Here is a 19,003-nt window from a genome sequence, read left to right on the forward strand (position 1 = left end):
AGAGCATAAAAACTGCCACAAGGCTGGAAAACTGTAAACGGGAGAAAAGGAGAATCTGTAACAGAATGCGCGATCGCTACACCGCTTTTAACGTGCAGTTACCACAGCGTTCAACGTCTGGAATGCGGTAGCGCTGGCAGCAGCTACGCCGCTCCATTTCACCATTGCGTGGGATCATGGTGCGATACAGCGGGTTATCGCTGCCATCCAGCAGGGATTTGGTGAAAAACAGCGTCTGCTCCAGCTGTAACACCGTGTGTTCAGGCAGTTGGTTTTTCAGCTCACCGAGGAACCAGTAAAACGAAAAGCCCATGTTGTTCCAGATGAGTTTGGCGTTGATGTCGCCATGCTGCGTGATGCCGTTGACCGCCGGGATCAAGCATTGCTGAATTAAACGATCGATGCGCTGCTGCGCACTGAGGTAGCGTGCGTCTTCATCTTCCTGCACATCCAACCAGAAGGCGCAGGGATGACCGTTCTCATGGAACTCAACGTGAATCAGATGCGGTGCGCAGTTCAGCGCGCGCGGCTCCTGCAGCAGTGCCAGCATCAGCGGCGGCAGCAATAGACCAAAATACCATTGTGCCCACAGCGACTGCAGCGGCTTGGCTTCCTGCGGCATATCAGGGTGATCGCGATAGAGATAGTCGCTGTAGCGTTGCGTCAGGCGACGATAATTGATGGGATTTGACCACTCAGCAAGCGTTAGCGTTCCGGCGGGTGCCGGTTGGCCAAGCTTAAGGTTGTCGAGCATATAGCTACGTTGCTCGCGCATCAGATCTTCCAGCGCACTCGCTAAACTGCGATCGCTCTGCATAAAGATCAGTGGATGCTCGCTGAAGCGATGATCCTGACGCGTGATGATGGCCATGCCGGTCCTGAGTGATAACGGGAATCGAGAGACAAATGATAATCGTTCCCGGTTTGTTGCACAACTTTTCTGCACCGGCCAGATACAACGTTATTTCAGCTCGGAGCTTGCTTGCGAGCGCGCAGGCAAATCTTCCCACGCCAGAATGGTGTTACGTCCTTGATTCTTCGCCACATACAGCGCGCGATCGGCGTTGGCAACCGCCTGGTCAAAATCGTCGGCAAAGATCGGCGCAATCCCGGCGCTGATGGTGACGTGCGTCGAGACTTTCTCATTGAAGCGGTGGGGAATTTCCAAATCCACCACGTACTGACGAATCCGCTCCGCCAGCTTCATCGCAATTGAGGCGTTGACGTTGGTCATCAGCACCAGAAACTCTTCGCCTCCGTAACGTGTCACGACATCGCGCGAGCGCACGGCATCGCGAATCGCCACAGAGACACGTGCCAGCGCCTGATCGCCCATCGCATGGCCGTAATTGTCGTTGTAAGCCTTGAAGTGGTCGATATCCAGCAGCAGCACAAAGTGGCTGCCCGCGTGGTTTTCCATAATGGTATCGAGGCGATTTTTTAGCCCACGGCGGTTATACAAACCGGTAAGCGGATCGAGCATGCTCAAATCGCTGAAACTCTCTTTCTCCTCGTACAGCTGGCTCACCAGACGACGGGTAAAGGTATCAAAGCGGCGACGCATTAAATGGTGCAGTGAAAAACCGATTAACGGCAGCATAATCGTGAATAAGATCATCATTAAATGCTGACCATCATCCAATAACAGTACGGTTAAAACCGGTGGCGTGATGTGTAAACAAAATGCGATCAAATAATCACTTAAGGCAATGGCGCTGATAAAGAACACGCTTAACAAGCTGATAATGAGAAAGCTGCCATCAAAATAGAAAACCAGATGATATCTGTGGTTAATATGCCATGCCCACAGCGCCCCTAATATAAAAGCGACAGGATTTAATAGCGGTAATTTTTGTTTTGGCGCCATTAAGCAAATAATCAGCAGCGTGCTGCTGAAGCCCGCAACCAGCGCCACCGGCAGCGATCGCACCGGGCTATCACTGCCTAAAATCGGCAGCAGGCAAAAAAGCGAAACGGCGACATTGAGAAACAAAAATAGCATCAGCGACAGCCGATATTTACTGTGTTTCAACTCATCATAAGATTGTAATTTCATTATTATTCTCGTGACAGCCCTGATATATCAAAGCGCTACCCGGAAGAGATAATATCCGAATAGAGAGCACGTTATTGTTGTGTTGGCGATATTGTTATCGGCGGCAATTTAGCATTTTCCAGTAATTCTGTCATCCGGGATGGCTTGTGATAAAAAATTCGCTGCAAGATGAGAAATATTATCATATGATAATACGAATATTTATCATTTGAGGGTTGCGCGATGATCATGGCGATGATGGCCGCCTGCGGCTTATGGGGTGTGAGCTGGATAATGGGTAAACGTCTGGACAGCGGGTGGGGCGTGTTATTACCTTGCGCAGCGATGCCGGTTTTCGCGTTATGGGAACCGAGTTTCAGCCAATGGCGCGTGGTGATGATCGTAGCGCTGCTGCTGACCGTGGTGATGCTGTTTCACCATCGCCTGCGTCACTATTTGTTGCTGCCTTCATGCCTGGCGCTGGCAGGCGGATTGGCGGCGGTATCGGTCAATTTCCACGTTATCTGATAAATCGCAGAAACGACAACATCACGCTAAGAGCGTGAAGTTCGTTGAAAAAATCTTTTTGGGAATTTACTGCCGGGAAGGAGTGACAACTGTTGGTGCGAAGGGAGGGACTTGAACCCTCACGTCCGTAAGAACACTAACACCTGAAGCTAGCGCGTCTACCAATTCCGCCACCATCGCATCTTAGTTGTCTGTTTATATCATCGCATTGGTGCGAAGGGAGGGACTTGAACCCTCACGTCCGTAAGAACACTAACACCTGAAGCTAGCGCGTCTACCAATTCCGCCACCATCGCTCAGTGCGTACGATATAAACTGTGTGATTATTAGTTTGGTGCGAAGGGAGGGACTTGAACCCTCACGTCCGTAAGAACACTAACACCTGAAGCTAGCGCGTCTACCAATTCCGCCACCATCGCAAACTAACAACACTCTAAAGTATTGCTAACCACGGAGGCGCATTTTAGAGATTTTACTCATTGCGTCAACACATATTTCGCGACGGCAAAACGATCGCTGTAAAAAGCAACGTTTCTGCCGTCGCGCTGGTATTATCGCGGATTAACGCGTTTTGGCACCGCGACCATACACGGCACGGTACACTTTGAAGCGGCCGGTTTGCGCCAGCACTTCGTGGTTGCCGAAGGTTTCATCCAGAATCTGCGGATAGGGCAGGAAGGCGTTGGCCACGATACGCAGTTCGCCACCGCTGTTAAGATGCTTAAGCGCACCGCGAATCAGCGTGTTGGCCGCTTCCAGGCTGGTTTGCAGACCATCGTGGAACGGCGGGTTGGAGATGATCATGTCAAAACGGCCGGTCACGTCAGAGAACACGTTGCTGGCAAACACTTCACCTTCGAGTTCGTTCGCCGCCAGCGTCGCTTTACTGGCTTCAATGGCGGCGGCATGGACATCACACAGCCACAAACGCACGCGCGGCGACACTTTGGCCATCACGGTCGCCAGCACGCCGCTGCCACAGCCGATATCCAACACTTTGCCACGGAAGTGCGGCGTCAGCGTGGAGAGCAGCAGATCGCTGCCGATGTCCAGACCATCGCGGCTGAACACGCCTGGTAAAGTGTGGATGGTGAGATCGTCGAGCTGATAAGTATTACCGTAGCCGCTGGCGTCAAAGCCTGGCTGCTTGTCGAGACGACCGTGATACAGGCCACAACGGCGCGCGCTGTCGACTTTCTCCAGCGTCGCCCACGCCTCCAGCATGCCTTCGGCGCTGCGCACGCCGCTGCGGTTTTCACCCACCACGAAGATATCGCAGCCAACCGGCAGCAGTGACAGCAGGTTCTGCAGCTGGAACTGCGCTTCGGGTTTGTTTTTCGACCAGTAATAGACCAGCGTATCGCAGCCTTCAACATCTGCAGCCGTGGCAACCATGCTGTAAACCGCACGTTCACCGAGGCGATGGCTAAGGTTCTGCCAGTGATGATATTGCTGGGTATGCACGCGGCTTGACGCGGTTTCTAGCTGGGCGGGCAGGTCATCCTGCAGGTCGCCAGCGAACAACACGTTGCGGGCGGTAAATTCATCACTGTGGCGCAGAATCACTTCGCTGGCCGGGGTAAAAGCAGACATGGAGCACTCCTGTTAAATCAGAGCGGCGATTATATACACGTCATACTTCAAGTTACAGGTGCGTTAGCTGCTCTCGCTTACCCGAATCACTTACCTGAAGTAAGCTCATCGGGCCTCACTCGTTTGCCGCCTTCCTGAAACTCGAATTATTTTGTGTATGGTGCTTTGTTGGCGCATGTTCGATGGGTTTGCTAGCATAGCGTCGCATTCTGGCAGCATAACGGGTAATAGCATGAGCACAAGGCGCGACTGGCTTCTACAGCAAATGGGGATTACGCAGTATCAGCTGCGGCGTCCGCGCGTGCTGCAAGGGGAAATTGCCGTCACGCTTTTACCCGACACGCGTTTAGTCTTGGTGGCCGAACAGGCGCCAACGCTGCAAGAACCGCTGATTCGCGACGTGCTGCGCGCGCTGAATATCCAACCTGCGCAGGTGATGGCGTTGACGCCAGAGCAGCTACAAATGCTGCCGGAGCAGGTTGACTGCGCCGGCTGGCTGCTGGGCGTCGAGAGCGAACATCCCTTTAACGGCATAACTTTCACCACCGCCGTTTTCAATGAACTGATCAGCAGCGGCGCGGCAAAACGCGCCCTGTGGCAACAGATGTGTAACCATGACAGCCATCTCTTTAGTCACCCCTGAAGACCAGCCGCAGCTGCTGGCGATTGAGCGCCGCGCGCATGCCTTTCCGTGGAGCGAACAGACGTTTGCCAGCAATCAAGGCGAACGTTTTGTGAATTACCGTATTGAGTCCGACGGTAAGCTGGCCGGATTCGCCATCACCCAAGTGGTGCTGGATGAAGCATCGCTGTTCAACATTGCGGTAGATCCTGACTTCCAGCGTCGCGGCTATGCACGCCAGCTGTTGCAGCATCTGATTGCTGAGCTCGAGCAGCGCGACGTAATGACGCTGTGGCTGGAAGTGCGCGCCTCAAATACGGCGGCGATTGCCCTGTATGAGCAGTTGGATTTCCACGAAGTCAGCGTACGCCCTAACTATTATCCCACTGCCAGCGGACGAGAAGATGCCATCATTATGGCGCTAACGCTTTAAGGAGCACCATGCTAAACGATTGGGACTGCATCCTGTTTGATGCAGACGACACGCTTTTCCATTTTGATGCTTATGCCGGTTTACAGCGTATGTTCGCGCAATATGACGTGCAGTTCAGCGCGCAGGATTACAGCGATTATCAGGCGATCAACAAACCGCTGTGGGTGGATTATCAGAACGGCACCATTTCGGCGCTGCAGCTGCAAACGCGTCGCTTCACCTTGTGGGGCGAAAAACTTAGCGTGGCACCGGAAGTGCTCAACAGCGATTTTCTCAGTGCGATGGCCGATATCTGCCTGCCGCTGGAGGGCGCTGCACATTTGCTGGCGACGCTGAAGGGCAAAGTGAAGATTGCCATCATCACCAACGGGTTCACCGCGCTGCAGCAGGCGCGCCTGGAACGCACGGGATTCCGCGATGTTTTCGATGCGCTGGTGATTTCTGAGCAAGTCGGCGTGCCGAAACCGGACGTGGCGATTTTTGATCATACCCTGGCCTTGCTCGGTAACCCGGATCGCAGCCGCGTACTGATGGTCGGCGATACGCCGGAATCGGACATTCTCGGCGGCATGAATGCTGGCCTGAAGACCTGCTGGATCGATCACGGCACGCGTCCGTTACCAGAACAGATCACGCCAACCTGGCAGGTAAAAACGCTTGCTGAGCTGGAAGCGTTAATTATTGAAGGTTAAAATATCTATTCATCGTTAACCTCATGATGATGCTAAGAAGCCCGCTGTGCGGGCTTTTTTTATGTTATTATCTATGCATAAATCTATTCACGAATCTATTCATTCGGCAAGGTGACGGCCATGGCTGATATACAAAGTTTGCTGTTGGAAGGGCCGCTTAGCGCAGCGGATCTGCTGGCTCGATTGCCTATCAGCCAGGCTACACTTTCACGCCAGCTGCGGCAGCAGCCGCAGATTGTGAAATGGGGTAAAGCGCGTGCGACACGTTATGCGTTGCTGCGGCCTATCCGTGGTGAAAACCGTTTCCCGCTGTACCGCATTTCTGCTGAAGGCCAGTCAACGTCCGCAGGCACTCTGTTACCAACCTGGCCGCAGGGCAGTTGTCTGCATCTGGACCAGCACGGTCAAGGCCACTTTTACGATGGCTTACCGTGGTTCCTGCAGGAGATGCGTCCGCAAGGCTTTCTGGGCCGACAATGGGGCCGGGAATTTGCGTCACAGCTCGGGCTGACTGACGATATTCGTCTCTGGAGTGACGAGCAGTGCCTGATGGCGCTGGCGAACGGCGGGATTGATATGCCGGGTGCTTTTATTGTTGGTGACATAACATATCAGCGTTGGCTGCAACAGCCCGCACCGCAAGCCATCAGCGAAGCGCAAAAAAGCGTGCGCTATCCGCAGATGGCTCAACAGGCGCTGAGTGGTGATGAACCGGGATCCTCTGCCGGTGGTGAACAACCCAAATTCCTTGGCTATGCCGCAACGGCGAATGGCGAGCGCCATTGTCTGGTGAAATTCACAGTGGCACGACAAAGCGAAAATGCTGAACGCTGGCGTGATTTATTACGTGCTGAGCATCTCGCATTGCAACATATGCAAGCAGCCGGGTTACCTGCCGCACATAGTCAACTGATTGACACTGAAGGACAATTATTTCTTGAGGTGCAGCGTTTTGATCGCGTCACTCAGCGCGGTCGTCGCTGCATGAGTTCACTCGAAGCGATAAGCGCTGAATTTATCGGTCAGCAGCAATTTTGGCCCGGCGCATTGCGTGAGTTGCAGCATCAGCAGCGTATTGATACTGCAGCAGTAGAGCGTGGGACATTGCAATGGGCATTTGGGCGCTTAATTGCCAATAGTGATATGCACGCGGGCAATCTGTCATTTTTTACTGATGATGAACGTTTCAGCCTGACACCCGCTTACGACATGTTGCCAATGGCACTGGCACCCAATTCTCAGGGGCATATGCGCGATGAGGTCAAATTGATGCCGGACCTCACGCTGCCCGCAGAGGTATGGCGCGCAGCCAGCGTGATGGCAAAAACCTACTGGCAGGCGATTGAAGATGATGCTGCGTTCAGCGAGAACTTCCGCAGCATCGCCGGGCAGGCATTACAGCAACTGGAGGCGATGCAGGTGACGTTGCACAAAATGGCTTAACGCCCTTTTTCTGTCTCTGATGCCGCCGCTTCTTCTTCCTCTTTCTCTTTATCCTCTTTCACCGTGCGGCTCGCCGTCAGCAGGAACGGCGATTGCTGCCAGCGGGTGCGGCGGTCGCGCAACAGGGTTCGCGTCAGGATAATGCCGATGGCCAGCGCCAGTAACATCATCAGACGCAGGATGTTAGTGGTGTTATCCACCTGGCGTGATTCCGTCACCAGTACGTGAGTATCCAGCGTCACACGCAGAAAACCTTGCGGGCCATCTTTGCCTTCCAGCGGCTGCACAATTTGATGGTTAAAGTAGCTGCCAGCACGTTTGCCATCCAGCGACAGGCGATCGCGTACGTTAATGCTCTCACCGCTGTGCGCCACCAGGCTGCCATCATCGGCGTAAACCGAGGCATCAAGAATGCGGCTGTTGTCGGTCATTTGGTTGAGGATCGCGGCAATCTGCGTGCGGTTATCGTCGCTGTTATCCATCAGCGGTTTGAGGCTAAACGCCACCTGTTTGGTCAGGGTGCGCGCCAGCTCTTCCACTTGTTCAGAGCGGGCCATTTGATGGCCGAGGCTAAACCAGGATGCGCCTTGCATCAGCACCACTAACAGAGCCAGCGAGATAAGAACAATCACCGTGCGATGCAGGCGAAATTTCAGTGCGGTTTTGACCATCAGAAACCCGTGTGATGTAACAGCAGAAAGGCTGGCAATTATGTTGCCAGAACCCGCGCAGACAAGGTAGCCTCTTGCGTGGTTTTGTTGTCCCTACAGGAGCTGTAATGCCAAATCGTCTTACCTGGTGCGATCTGCCCGCCGATGTCTCACTTTGGCCGGGTTTACCCCTTTCCCTCAGCGGTGATGAAGTCATGCCGCTGGATTACCGTGCTGGTCGGACTGGCTGGCTGCTGTATGGGCGCGGACTCGATAAACAAAAACTGACCGATTATCAGCACAAGCTCGGTGCGGCGATGGTGATCGTCAGCGCCTGGAATGTCGATGAGTATCAGGTGGTACGGTTAGCCGGTTCGCTGACGCCGCGTGCTAGTAAACTGGCGCATGAAGCCGGTTTCGATGTGGCACCGCTCGGCAAAATTCCGCATCTGAAAACGCCAGGTTTACTGGTGATGGACATGGATTCTACCGCCATCCAGATTGAGTGCATTGATGAGATCGCCAAACTGGCGGGCTGCGGCGAGCAGGTGGCGGAAGTCACCGAACGCGCGATGCGCGGCGAGCTGGATTTCAAAGCCAGCCTGCGCGAGCGCGTGGGCACCTTAGCGGGCGCCGATGCCAATATTCTGATGCAGGTGCGCGATGCGCTGCCGCTGATGCCAGGCTTAACCACGCTGGTGCAGAAACTGCAGGCGCTGGGCTGGCAGGTAGCGATCGCCTCGGGTGGCTTCACCTTCTACGCCGACTATTTGCGCCAGACGCTGCATCTGGCAGCAGCAGTCGCTAATGAGCTGGAAATTCGCGACGGCAAGCTGACCGGCCAGGTGCTGGGACAGATTGTCGATGCCCAATTTAAAGCCGATACCCTGAATGATTTGGCCCAACGCTTTGACATCGCCCCGGAACAAACCGTGGCGATTGGCGATGGTGCTAACGATCTGCCGATGATTAAAACCGCGGCGCTGGGTATCGCCTATCATGCTAAACCTAAAGTGAATGAGCAGACGGAAATCATCATCCGCCATGCTGACCTGATGGGGGTGTTCTGCATCCTGACCGGCAGCCTGATTCACGAAGAGCGTTAACTGAGGATTTGATTTGGCCAAAGCGGCAAAACGCGCCTTCGTTTGTAACGAATGCGGCGCTGATTATCCACGCTGGCAGGGACAATGTAGCGCCTGCCACGCATGGAACACCATCACCGAGGTGCGCATTGCCGCCTCGCCTGCGGCAGCGCGTAACGAGCGTCTGAGCGGTTATGCCGGCGGCAACGCGGGCGTTAGCCGCGTGCAGAAGCTGTCGGAGATCAGTCTTGAAGCGCTGCCACGTTTCTCTACCAGTTTCAAAGAGTTCGACCGCGTACTGGGCGGCGGCGTAGTGCCGGGCAGCGCCATCTTGATTGGCGGTAATCCGGGTGCCGGTAAATCGACGCTGCTGCTGCAGGTGATGTGCAAGCTGGCGGAAGGGATGAAAACCCTGTACGTCACTGGCGAAGAGTCGCTGCAACAGGTGGCGATGCGCGCCCATCGTCTGGGATTGCCGACCGAAAATCTGAATATGTTGTCGGAAACCAGCATTGAGCAGATCTGCCTGATCGCCGAGCAGGAGCAGCCGAAACTGATGGTGATCGACTCAATCCAGGTGATGCACATGGCGGAGATCCAGTCGTCGCCGGGCAGCGTGGCGCAGGTGCGTGAAACCGCCGCGTACCTAACGCGCTTCGCCAAGACGCGCGGCGTGGCAATCATTATGGTCGGCCATGTCACCAAAGATGGCTCGCTGGCCGGTCCGAAAGTACTGGAACACTGTATCGACTGTTCGGTGATGCTGGATGGTGATGCCGATTCGCGTTTCCGCACCTTGCGCAGCCACAAAAACCGCTTCGGTGCGGTGAATGAGCTCGGCGTGTTCGCCATGACCGAGCAGGGCATGCGCGAAGTGAGCAATCCGTCGGCTATCTTCCTGTCACGCGGTGATGAGATCACCTCGGGCAGTTCGGTGATGGTGTTGTGGGAAGGAACGCGTCCGCTGCTGGTGGAGATTCAGGCGCTGGTCGATCACTCAATGATGGGTAATCCGCGCCGCGTTGCGGTAGGTCTGGAGCAGAATCGCCTGGCAATCTTACTCGCGGTGCTGCATCGCCACGGTGGTTTGCAGATGGCGGATCAGGACGTGTTCGTCAACGTGGTTGGCGGGGTGAAAGTCACCGAAACCAGCGTCGATTTGGCGCTGCTGATGGCGATGGTCTCGAGCTTCCGCGATCGTCCGCTGCCGCAGGATCTGGTTATCTTTGGCGAAGTGGGCCTCGCGGGCGAAATTCGTCCGGTGCCGAGTGGTCAGGAGCGTATTTCCGAAGCGGCGAAGCACGGCTTTAAGCGCGCTATCGTCCCGGCCGGCAATGCACCGAAGAAGCCGGTAGAAGGGATGAAGGTGTATAGCGCGAAGAAGCTGGCGGATGCGCTGGCGATTCTGGATGAGCTGTAATTTTCCCCGGTCGGCATAAATGCCGACCCTACGTTCGTAGGGTGCGCATTTATGCGCACCGTCTTAAAGGCCGCACCGCCCTTTATTCCACGCAGGAGGCACTAAATGTCATCGTTTGACTACCTGAAAACAGCCATTCGCCAGCAAGGCCACACGCTGCAGCAGGTTGCCGACGCCAGCGGAATGACCAAAGGCTACTTAAGCCAGCTGCTCAACGCCAAAATTAAAAGCCCCAGTGCGCAGAAGCTGGAAGCATTGCACCGTTTTCTGGGCCTGGAATTTCCGCGCCGTGACAAAACCGTTGGCGTGGTGTTCGGTAAATTTTATCCGCTGCACACCGGTCACATCTATTTGATCCAACGCGCCTGCAGCCAGGTGGATGAACTGCACATCATCATGGGTCACGACGATCCGCGCGATCGTGAACTGTTTGAAAACAGCGCCATGTCGCAGCAGCCGACCATCAGCGATCGTTTACGCTGGCTGCTGCAAACCTTCAAATATCAGAAAAACATCCGTATTCACTCATTCAACGAAGAGGGCATCGAACCTTATCCGCACGGCTGGGATGTGTGGAGCGGCGGCGTTAAAACGTTTCTGGCTGAGCAGGGCATTGAGCCGAATTGTGTTTACACCAGTGAAGAGCCTGATGCCGCGATGTATGAGCAGCACCTCGGCATTCCGGCGGTGGTTGTCGATCCCAACCGATCGTTTATGAACATCAGCGGCGGCCAGATTCGTCAGGATCCGTTCCGCTACTGGGAATATATTCCTACCGAAGTGAAGCCGTTCTTCGTGCGCACCGTAGCGGTGTTGGGCGGTGAATCGAGCGGTAAATCAACGCTGGTGAATAAGCTGGCCAACATCTTCAATACCACCAGCGCGTGGGAATATGGCCGCGACTATGTCTTCTCGCACCTCGGCGGCGATGAGATGGCGCTGCAATATTCCGACTACGACAAAATCGCGCTGGGACAGGCGCAGTACATCGATTTCGCGGTGAAATACGCCAGCAAAGTCGCCTTTATCGATACCGATTTCATTACCACGCAGGCATTTTGCCTTAAGTATGAAGGGCGCGAGCATCCGTTTGTGCAGGCGTTAATTGATGAGTACCGTTTCGATCTGGTGATTCTGCTGGAGAACAACGTGCCGTGGGTGGCGGATGGTTTACGCAGCCTCGGCAGCTCAATGGATCGCCGTGAATTCCAGACCATGCTGGTCACCATGCTACGCGAAAATAATATCGAGTTTGTCCACGTTAAAGAGGATGACTACGATGCGCGATTCCTGCGCTGTGTGGAGTTGGTGAAGCAGATGTTAGGTAGCTAATTCAGCAATAAAAAAGGCGCCAGTCGGCGCCTTTTTCACGTTATAACAATTACTTGGTCATACGCTTGTACTTGATACGCTTTGGCTCCAGCGCGTCGGCGCCGAGGGTGCGTTTCTTGTACTCTTCGTACTCGGTAAAGTTACCTTCGAAGAACTCCACCTTGCCTTCATCCTGGTAATCGATGATGTGCGTGGCGATACGGTCAAGGAACCAACGGTCATGCGAGATCACCATGGCACAGCCTGGGAATTCCAGCAGGGCGTTTTCCAGCGCGCGCAGGGTTTCGATGTCGAGGTCGTTGGTCGGTTCATCGAGCAGCAGCAGGTTGCCGCCCACTTGCAGCAGTTTCGCGAGGTGCAGACGACCGCGTTCACCGCCTGACAGCTCACCCACGCGTTTGCCCTGATCGGTGCCTTTGAAGTTGAAGCGACCAACGTAAGCACGGCTTGGCATCTCGGTGTTGCCCACGCGCATGATGTCCTGGCCGCCAGAAACTTCTTCAAACACGGTTTTGGAATTGTCCATCGCGTCACGGAACTGATCCACTGACGCCAGCTTGACGGTTTCGCCCAGCTCGATGGTGCCGGAATCCGGTTGCTCCTGACCTGACATCATGCGGAACAGGGTCGATTTACCCGCGCCGTTCGGACCGATAATGCCGACAATCGCGCCTTTCGGTACCGAGAAAGTCAGATCGTCGATCAGTACGCGATCGCCATACGATTTCTTCAGATTGGTCACTTCCAGCACTTTGTCGCCAAGGCGCGCACCCGGTGGAATGAAGAGTTCGTTGGTTTCGTTACGCTTCTGGTAATCGGTGTTGTTCAGCTCTTCAAAGCGTGCCAGACGGGCTTTGCCCTTAGACTGACGGCCCTTCGCGCCTTGACGCACCCACTCCAGCTCTTTCTCAATCGATTTGCGACGAGCGGCTTCAGAAGAGGCTTCCTGCGCCAGACGCTGATCTTTTTGCTCCAGCCAGGAAGAGTAGTTACCTTCCCACGGAATACCTTCGCCGCGGTCCAGTTCCAGAATCCAGCCAGCGACGTTATCGAGGAAGTAACGGTCGTGCGTGATCGCCACAACGGTACCTTCGAAGTCGTGCAGGAAGCGCTCAAGCCACGCCACGGATTCCGCATCCAGGTGGTTAGTCGGTTCGTCGAGCAGCAGCATGTCTGGCTTTTCCAGCAGCAGACGGCACAGCGCGACGCGGCGGCGTTCACCACCCGAGAGAGTCGCAATTTTGGCATCCCAATCCGGCAGACGCATCGCATCTGCCGCACGGTTCAGCTGCGTATCGAGGTTATGACCGTCGTGCGCCTGGATCACTTCTTCCAGACGACCCTGTTCGGCGGCTAGCTTGTCGAAATCGGCATCCGGATCGGCATACAGCGCATAAACCTCGTCAAGGCGCTTCAGCGCACCCACCACTTCGGAAACCGCTTCTTCCACGGATTCACGCACGGTGTGTTCCGGGTTGAGCTGCGGTTCCTGCGGCAGATAGCCAACATTGATGCCCGGCTGTGGGCGTGCTTCCCCTTCGATATCGGTATCGATACCGGCCATGATGCGCAGCAGCGTCGATTTACCCGAACCGTTCAGGCCGAGGACGCCGATTTTTGCTCCAGGGAAGAAGCTAAGTGAAATATTCTTCAGGATGTGACGCTTCGGCGGAACGACTTTGCCGACGCGATGCATGCTATAGACGAATTGAGCCACGTTGTATTGAGCCTTTTGGTCTGTGAGTGGTGGACTACTGATGCAGAAGTTTAGCCGTTTTCCCCCTTTATTCATACCCGTCATACTTCGAGCTGCAGTGGCGTTGGCTACGTGTGTCCACCCCAGTCACATACTTATATTCATACCCGTCATACTTCGAGCTGCAGCGGCGTTGGCTGCGTGTGTCCACCCCAGTCACATACTTATGTATGCTCCTGGGGATGAACCTACTTGCCGCCTTGCTGCAGCTCGAATTATTTAGGGTATGGATCGTGAGCCGATTATTGAAAATACAGGAACTATGATCTTATGGCAGGCGCAGTGGGATGTTATGTTGCGCCAGCCAGTTCTTCAGCGCCGGTTCCGGTGCGCTGTCGCTCACCAGCAAATCAAAACCGCGCAGGTCGCCAATCCGTGCCGGCAGCACTTTGCCGAACTTGCTGCTGTCTGCCACCAGCACGCGCTGACGGGCGCGCAGCATCGCATGGTGCTTCATCGCCAGTTCATTGATGTTATAGCAGGTGGCACCCTGCTCCTGATCGATACCCGCCGCCGAAATAAAGGCCAGCGTCGGGCAGAGATCGTCGAGGATCGAATGCGCGCCAATCGGCGTGAACAGCGCGTTATCGGCATGGAATTCGCCACCGCTGAGGATCACGTTGCAGGCCGGTTTCTCCTTCAGCGCCAGGAAGGTGTTCATCGCGCAACAAATCGCGGTGAACGGCAAGGTATCGGGGATCGCATCGACGATGTAGGGCAGCGTGGTGCCGCAATCAAAAAACACCGTGTCATTTTCACCGATCAGATCCGCTGCAGCCTGCGCCAGGCGCTGTTTACGTGCGGCGTTCTGTCCGTGCTGATCGGAGATGAAATAGTGTCCGGCATGGCTTTTAGGATCGCTAACGATATAGCCGCCAAGCAGCACCACCGTTGAGGCCGGTTCGGTAAGATCGCGGCGGATGGTCATTTCCGACACGCCCAGCAACTGTGCCGCATCTTTCAGGTGCAGTTTATCGGTGCGTTTTAGCGCCTGAGCTAATTTGTGAATACGTTCGTCGCGCCGGGTTTCCATGATCATCTCTGCGTAATTAATCCTGAAGTCGAAGTTGCCTGGTCAAAAATCACGATAAATCTCACAGATTTTAATGATTTGCGACGTATTCAGCAGGCCGGTTTTCAATCTTACCTGTAATGAGATCGGCCCGCAAACGCCACGCCATCCCGCCATTTTGTTTCAATCCCGCCGCTGCGCTCAGCGCCAGACGGCGTGCTCAATGATGTTGCAATGTTAGAATAATAACATTCTTTATCATGAATAAGTGGCGTGAGGACGGCTTTTTATCAGCGCTTATAGGTGTGAAATTTATCACATAATTAACTTTATTAACCTGATATTGTGATTTTTATAACATTGTAAAATTAAAAATTCACCAGGAGAGCACAATGGACATCGCGGTTATTGGGTCGAACATGGTCGACCTCATTACCTATACCAATCAGTTGCCTAAAGCGGGCGAAACGCTGGAAGCGCCTGACTTCGCCATCGGCTGTGGCGGCAAAGGTGCTAATCAGGCAGTGGCCGCAGCGAAGTTGGGCGGCAGCGTGATGATGGTCAGCAAAGTGGGCGACGACCTGTTTGCACCCAACACCGTGGCCAACCTGCAACAGCAAGGCGTCGATACGCGTTTTGTCACCACCGCGCCCGGCACCTCGAGCGGCGTGGCGCCGATTTTCGTTGACGATCAATCACAGAACCGCATTTTGATCATTAAAGGCGCCAATCAGCAGCTGAAACCGGCGGATATTGATACCGCTGCCGACGCACTGAAAAGCTGTCGACTGATCATCCTGCAGTTGGAGATCCCGCTGGAAACGGTCTATTACGCCATTGATTTTGCCCGCCAGCACGACATCAAAGTGATCCTCAATCCGGCGCCTGCCGTGGCTAATCTGGACATCGACTACGCTTGCAAATGCGACTTTTTCATGCCGAACGAAACCGAGCTGGAGATCCTGACCGGCATGCCGGTTAACAGCGATGAAGAGGTGCAGCTGGCGGGGCAATCGTTGCTGAATCGCGGGCTGAAAAACCTGATCATCACGCTCGGCGGACGCGGTTCGCTGTGGATGTCTGGCGACCAGCTGCACCACGTTGCACCTACGGCGGTAAAAGCCGTCGACACCAGCGGTGCGGGCGATGCTTTTATCGGCTGCTTCGCTCACCAGCTGGTAAAAACCGGTGATATTGCGGGCGCGATGGCGCAAGCCTCCGCCTATGCCGCCTGCAGCGTGACCGGTCGCGGCACGCAGCGCTCCTATCCCGACGCGGAAACCTTCCAGCGTTTCCTCAACGTTAATTGAGGTCGAGTTATGCAACCGAGCATTGTTCAGCAACCTGATGGTTATTTGAATAAAACGCCGCTGTTCCAGTTCATTTTGCTCTCGTGCCTGTTCCCGTTGTGGGGTTGTGCGGCGAGTCTGAACGACATTCTGATCACCCAGTTCAAAAGCGTATTCGCGTTGAGCGATTTCGCCAGTGCGCTGGTGCAGAGTGCGTTTTACGGCGGCTACTTCCTGATCGCCATCCCGGCTTCGCTGGTGATCCGCAAAGCCAGCTACAAACTGGCGATATTGATGGGGCTGGCGCTGTATATCGTCGGCTGCGTGCTGTTCTATCCGGCTTCACACATGGCGACCTACACCATGTTCCTCGCGGCGATTTTTGCTATCGCTATTGGGTTGAGCTTCCTCGAAACCGCTGCGAATACCTATAGCTCAATGATTGGACATCGCGATCACGCCACGCTGCGGCTCAACATCAGCCAGACGTTCTATCCGGTTGGCGCCTTAATGGGCATCGTGCTGGGCAAATATCTGGTGTTCCAGGAGGGTGACAGTCTGGAAAGCCAGCTGGCCGGCATGAACGCTGAACAGGCGCACGCGTTCCGTCTCACCATGCTGGAACACACGCTGGAACCGTACAAATATCTGGTCATGGTGCTGGTGGTAGTGATGCTGCTGTTCCTGTTCACCCGCTATCCGCGCTGTAAGCCGGAAAGCAGCGGGAAATCCTTGCCGTCGCTGGGCGAGACCTTCCGCTATCTGGCGACCAATCGTCACTTTAAACGCGGCATCGTCGCGCAGTTCCTGTATGTCGGTATGCAGGTGGCGGTGTGGTCGTTCACCATTCGTCTGGCGCTAACGCTCGGCGCAACCAATGAGCGCCATGCTTCTAACTTTATGATTTATAGCTTTATCGGCTTCTTCATCGGTAAGTTTGTTGCCAACTTCCTGATGACGCGTTTCCGGGCGGAAAAAGTGTTAATTGCCTACTCGGTGCTCGGTGTGATCACGCTGGCATGGGTGATGTTTGTGCCGAACTTTACCGCCGTGTATGCCGCGATCTTTGTCAGCGCGCTGTTTGGGCCCTGCTGGGCGACCATCTATGCCGGTACGCTGGCGACCGTCGATAACAAATACACCGAAGTGGCGGGCGCATTTATCGTGATGTCGATTGTGGGTGCTGCTTTCATTCCGGCGCTGCAGGGCTTCGTCTCCGATCATTTGGGATCGATGCAGCTGGCGTTTGGCGTTTCGCTGCTGTGCTTTGCCTGGGTGGGTTACTTCTTCTGGGGCGAACTGCGCCATAAAAAGCAGGCTGAAGCGGCTGGTCGTTTAGTCGAGGAGATGCCATGAAAACCCGTTTGCCGTTACGTCGGGAACAGTTCCATGCCACGCCGAGCACGCTGCTGCGCAACGAGACGTTCCACGTCGAGCTGTTTCGCTACCCAGCGGGCGTCGAAGCGGTGCGCATCAGCAACCCACGCGGCACGGTGATCGTGCTGCCGTTTTACGGCCAGATGGTGTGGGACGCCAACTTTGATGGCCATGCGCTGACCATGGGCCACAGCTTTAAGCAGCCGCTGCTCGGCAGTTCGATAATTGATACCTACGGCTGTTTTGCTTTCCACTCCGGACTGCTGGCCAACGGCTGCCCGGCCGCCGAGGATGACCATCCGCTGCATGGCGAAATGGCCTGCGCGCGCATGGACAGCGCGTGGATTGTATTGGAACACGATCGCCTATCGCTGGAGGGCGAAACCGAGTATGTGAAGGGCTTCGGCCATCACTATCTTGCCGCGCCTGCGGTGCGGCTTGAGGCCGATGCGGCAAGGCTGCACATTGAGATGAACGTCACTAATCTGGCCGGTGCGCCGATGCCGCTGCAGTACATGTGCCATCTCAACAGCGCGTGGGTTGAGCAGGGACGTTTCCAGCAGTCGATCCCGACGGATGCGTTCCAGCTGCGCACCTCGATCCCGGCACACGTGAAGCCAACGCCGCAGTGGCGCGCTTATACCGATCGGCTGGCTGCCGATCCACAGGCGTTTCAGCCATTGGATCAGCCGGAGATGTGCGATCCAGAGATCGTGTTCTTCGCTGACGATCTGCAGCAGTATGGCGATGAGGTGCAGTTCGAGCTGCACTCGCCGCAGGGTTTTGCCCTGATGACGCGCTTCTCCAGTCAGCAGTTTCCGCACGCCACGCGCTGGCTGTTGCATAACCGCGATCAGCAGGTCGCGGCCTATGTGCTGCCAGCAACCTGCCGCCCGGAAGGATTTAAGGCGGCGCAGCGCGCGGGAACGTTGATTGAACTGGCACCCGGCGAGCAGCGCCATTTCAGCGTCGAGACCGGCATTTTGTAACTAAACCGTAGGGTCGCCATTTATGGCGACCAGATTTCCAGGTGCGCATAAATGCGCACCCTACGAATAAACGGCGCAATCAAATCGCCACCAATCCCCGCACGCCGTCGGCTTCCATGCTTGATCCGGCACCGCGCTGCACGATCTCACCGCGTGACATCACCAGATAGCTGTCGGCCAGCTCGGCGGCGAAATCGTAAAACTGCTCGACGAGCAGGATCGCCATATCACCGCGCTGCGCCAGTTGGCGAATCACCGCGCCGATCTCCTTGATCACCGAGGGCTGAATCCCTTCGGTGGGTTCATCAAGGATCAACAGCTTTGGTGAACAGGCGAGGGCGCGGCCAATCGCGAGTTGCTGCTGTTGACCGCCCGACAAATCGCCGCCGCGTCGTGCTTTCATCTCACGCAGCACCGGGAACAGCTGGTAGATCTCCTCCGGCACCGCTTTGGCCTGCGCGCCGGAAAAGCGCGCCAGCCCCATCAGCAGATTTTCTTCCACCGTCAGACGCGGGAAGATTTCACGCCCCTGCGGCACATAAGCGATGCCAGCCTGCACGCGCTGGTGCGGTTTACGGCCGTTAATCACTTTGTCCTGCCAGCGAATCTCGCCGGATTTGGCCGGAATTAGCCCCATCAAACACTTCAACAACGTGGTTTTTCCCACGCCGTTGCGTCCCAGCAGGCAGGTGATTTCACCCGGTTTCGTCTCAAACGACAGGCCGCGCAGAATGTGGCTGGCGCCGG

The 19,003-nt window shown here is 55.4% G+C and carries 18 protein-coding genes and 3 tRNA genes; 11 read left to right on the top strand and 10 right to left on the bottom strand.

Annotation, left to right across the window (positions count from 1 at the left end; translation table 11 throughout):
- Nucleotides 1-76: 76 nt before the first annotated feature.
- A complete protein-coding gene (fhuF, locus tag PMI17_RS05210; RefSeq protein WP_007886835.1) occupies nucleotides 77-871 on the bottom strand; it encodes a siderophore-iron reductase FhuF in 795 nt (264 codons plus the stop codon).
- Nucleotides 872-961: 90 nt separating this feature from the next.
- Nucleotides 962-2,056 (bottom strand): diguanylate cyclase, encoded by a 1,095-nt coding sequence (locus tag PMI17_RS05215; RefSeq protein ID WP_007886838.1) that lies wholly within the window; start codon nucleotides 2,054-2,056, stop codon nucleotides 962-964.
- A gap of 222 nt (nucleotides 2,057-2,278) precedes the next feature.
- Between PMI17_RS05215 and PMI17_RS05220 the strand changes: the two genes are divergently transcribed.
- Nucleotides 2,279-2,563, top strand: coding sequence for a DUF1435 domain-containing protein (locus PMI17_RS05220; protein WP_007886848.1), 285 nt, complete (start codon nucleotides 2,279-2,281; stop codon nucleotides 2,561-2,563).
- Between the two features lie 93 nt (nucleotides 2,564-2,656).
- On the opposite strand, the gene PMI17_RS05225 is transcribed toward PMI17_RS05220, so the two are convergent.
- From PMI17_RS05225 to rsmC, 4 genes are all read right to left on the bottom strand, one after another.
- Nucleotides 2,657-2,743 (bottom strand) — tRNA-Leu (locus PMI17_RS05225).
- A gap of 29 nt (nucleotides 2,744-2,772) precedes the next feature.
- Nucleotides 2,773-2,859: transfer RNA gene (locus PMI17_RS05230), tRNA-Leu, on the bottom strand.
- Between the two features lie 36 nt (nucleotides 2,860-2,895).
- Nucleotides 2,896-2,982, bottom strand: a tRNA-Leu gene (locus PMI17_RS05235).
- A 142-nt stretch (nucleotides 2,983-3,124) separates the two neighbouring features.
- Nucleotides 3,125-4,156 (bottom strand): 16S rRNA (guanine(1207)-N(2))-methyltransferase RsmC, encoded by a 1,032-nt coding sequence (rsmC, locus tag PMI17_RS05240; protein WP_007886850.1) that lies wholly within the window; start codon nucleotides 4,154-4,156, stop codon nucleotides 3,125-3,127.
- A 232-nt stretch (nucleotides 4,157-4,388) separates the two neighbouring features.
- Between rsmC and PMI17_RS05245 the strand changes: the two genes are divergently transcribed.
- From PMI17_RS05245 to yjjJ, 4 genes are all read left to right on the top strand, one after another.
- Nucleotides 4,389-4,799, top strand: a complete 411-nt coding sequence (locus PMI17_RS05245; protein WP_036620286.1) for a DNA polymerase III subunit psi — start codon at nucleotides 4,389-4,391, stop codon at nucleotides 4,797-4,799.
- The gene (rimI, locus tag PMI17_RS05250; RefSeq protein ID WP_007886855.1) at nucleotides 4,771-5,211 is read left to right on the top strand and encodes a ribosomal protein S18-alanine N-acetyltransferase; all 441 of its coding nucleotides are present in this window, start codon (nucleotides 4,771-4,773) and stop codon (nucleotides 5,209-5,211) included. The genes PMI17_RS05245 and rimI overlap by 29 nt, the downstream gene beginning before the upstream one ends.
- Nucleotides 5,212-5,219: 8 nt before the next feature.
- Nucleotides 5,220-5,903, top strand: coding sequence for a pyrimidine 5'-nucleotidase (gene yjjG, locus PMI17_RS05255; RefSeq protein ID WP_007886857.1), 684 nt, complete (start codon nucleotides 5,220-5,222; stop codon nucleotides 5,901-5,903).
- Between the two features lie 120 nt (nucleotides 5,904-6,023).
- A complete protein-coding gene (gene yjjJ / locus PMI17_RS05260; protein WP_007886859.1) occupies nucleotides 6,024-7,346 on the top strand; it encodes a type II toxin-antitoxin system HipA family toxin YjjJ in 1,323 nt (440 codons plus the stop codon).
- Here the strand turns inward: yjjJ and PMI17_RS05265 are convergent.
- Entirely contained in the window at nucleotides 7,343-8,017 is a 675-nt protein-coding gene (locus tag PMI17_RS05265; RefSeq protein ID WP_007886865.1) for a YtjB family periplasmic protein, read from the bottom strand. The two genes, yjjJ and PMI17_RS05265, sit on opposite strands and share 4 nt — an antisense overlap.
- A gap of 107 nt (nucleotides 8,018-8,124) precedes the next feature.
- Here PMI17_RS05265 and serB point away from each other — a divergent pair, with 107 nt between their 5' ends.
- The 3 genes from serB (at nucleotide 8,125) to nadR (ending at nucleotide 11,833) form a co-directional block, all read left to right on the top strand.
- Nucleotides 8,125-9,102 carry a phosphoserine phosphatase gene (gene serB, locus PMI17_RS05270; RefSeq protein WP_007886866.1) on the top strand — a complete coding sequence of 326 codons (978 nt, stop codon included), beginning with the start codon at nucleotides 8,125-8,127 and terminating at the stop codon, nucleotides 9,100-9,102.
- 13 nt (nucleotides 9,103-9,115) lie between these two features.
- The gene (gene radA / locus PMI17_RS05275) at nucleotides 9,116-10,501 is read left to right on the top strand and encodes a DNA repair protein RadA (RefSeq protein WP_007886867.1); all 1,386 of its coding nucleotides are present in this window, start codon (nucleotides 9,116-9,118) and stop codon (nucleotides 10,499-10,501) included.
- A 105-nt stretch (nucleotides 10,502-10,606) separates the two neighbouring features.
- Nucleotides 10,607-11,833 carry a multifunctional transcriptional regulator/nicotinamide-nucleotide adenylyltransferase/ribosylnicotinamide kinase NadR gene (nadR, locus tag PMI17_RS05280; RefSeq protein ID WP_007886868.1) on the top strand — a complete coding sequence of 409 codons (1,227 nt, stop codon included), beginning with the start codon at nucleotides 10,607-10,609 and terminating at the stop codon, nucleotides 11,831-11,833.
- A gap of 49 nt (nucleotides 11,834-11,882) precedes the next feature.
- On the opposite strand, the gene ettA is transcribed toward nadR, so the two are convergent.
- Both ettA and deoR read right to left on the bottom strand, forming a co-directional pair.
- Complete coding sequence (gene ettA / locus PMI17_RS05285) at nucleotides 11,883-13,550, bottom strand: energy-dependent translational throttle protein EttA (RefSeq protein WP_008101764.1); 1,668 nt, start codon at nucleotides 13,548-13,550, stop codon at nucleotides 11,883-11,885.
- 307 nt (nucleotides 13,551-13,857) lie between these two features.
- On the bottom strand, nucleotides 13,858-14,622 hold the full coding sequence (gene deoR / locus PMI17_RS05290; protein WP_007886872.1) for a DNA-binding transcriptional repressor DeoR: 765 nt from the start codon (nucleotides 14,620-14,622) through the stop codon (nucleotides 13,858-13,860).
- A gap of 371 nt (nucleotides 14,623-14,993) precedes the next feature.
- Here deoR and rbsK point away from each other — a divergent pair, with 371 nt between their 5' ends.
- Genes rbsK through PMI17_RS05305 form a run of 3 tightly spaced genes read left to right on the top strand, consistent with a single transcriptional unit; the run spans nucleotide 14,994 to nucleotide 18,256 of the window.
- Nucleotides 14,994-15,911 carry a ribokinase gene (gene rbsK / locus PMI17_RS05295; RefSeq protein ID WP_007886873.1) on the top strand — a complete coding sequence of 306 codons (918 nt, stop codon included), beginning with the start codon at nucleotides 14,994-14,996 and terminating at the stop codon, nucleotides 15,909-15,911.
- A 9-nt stretch (nucleotides 15,912-15,920) separates the two neighbouring features.
- On the top strand, nucleotides 15,921-17,246 hold the full coding sequence (fucP, locus tag PMI17_RS05300; protein ID WP_007886874.1) for an L-fucose:H+ symporter permease: 1,326 nt from the start codon (nucleotides 15,921-15,923) through the stop codon (nucleotides 17,244-17,246).
- Nucleotides 17,243-18,256 carry an aldose 1-epimerase family protein gene (locus tag PMI17_RS05305; RefSeq protein WP_007886875.1) on the top strand — a complete coding sequence of 338 codons (1,014 nt, stop codon included), beginning with the start codon at nucleotides 17,243-17,245 and terminating at the stop codon, nucleotides 18,254-18,256. Before fucP ends, PMI17_RS05305 begins: the two co-directional genes overlap by 4 nt.
- A gap of 79 nt (nucleotides 18,257-18,335) precedes the next feature.
- Here the strand turns inward: PMI17_RS05305 and urtE are convergent.
- Nucleotides 18,336-19,003 (bottom strand): urea ABC transporter ATP-binding subunit UrtE (urtE, locus tag PMI17_RS05310; protein ID WP_007886876.1); only part of this gene is annotated, 668 nt, incomplete at its 5' end.

Source organism: Pantoea sp. GM01 (genome assembly GCF_000282675.1).
Taxonomy (GTDB): Bacteria; Pseudomonadota; Gammaproteobacteria; order Enterobacterales; family Enterobacteriaceae; genus Pantoea; species Pantoea nemavictus.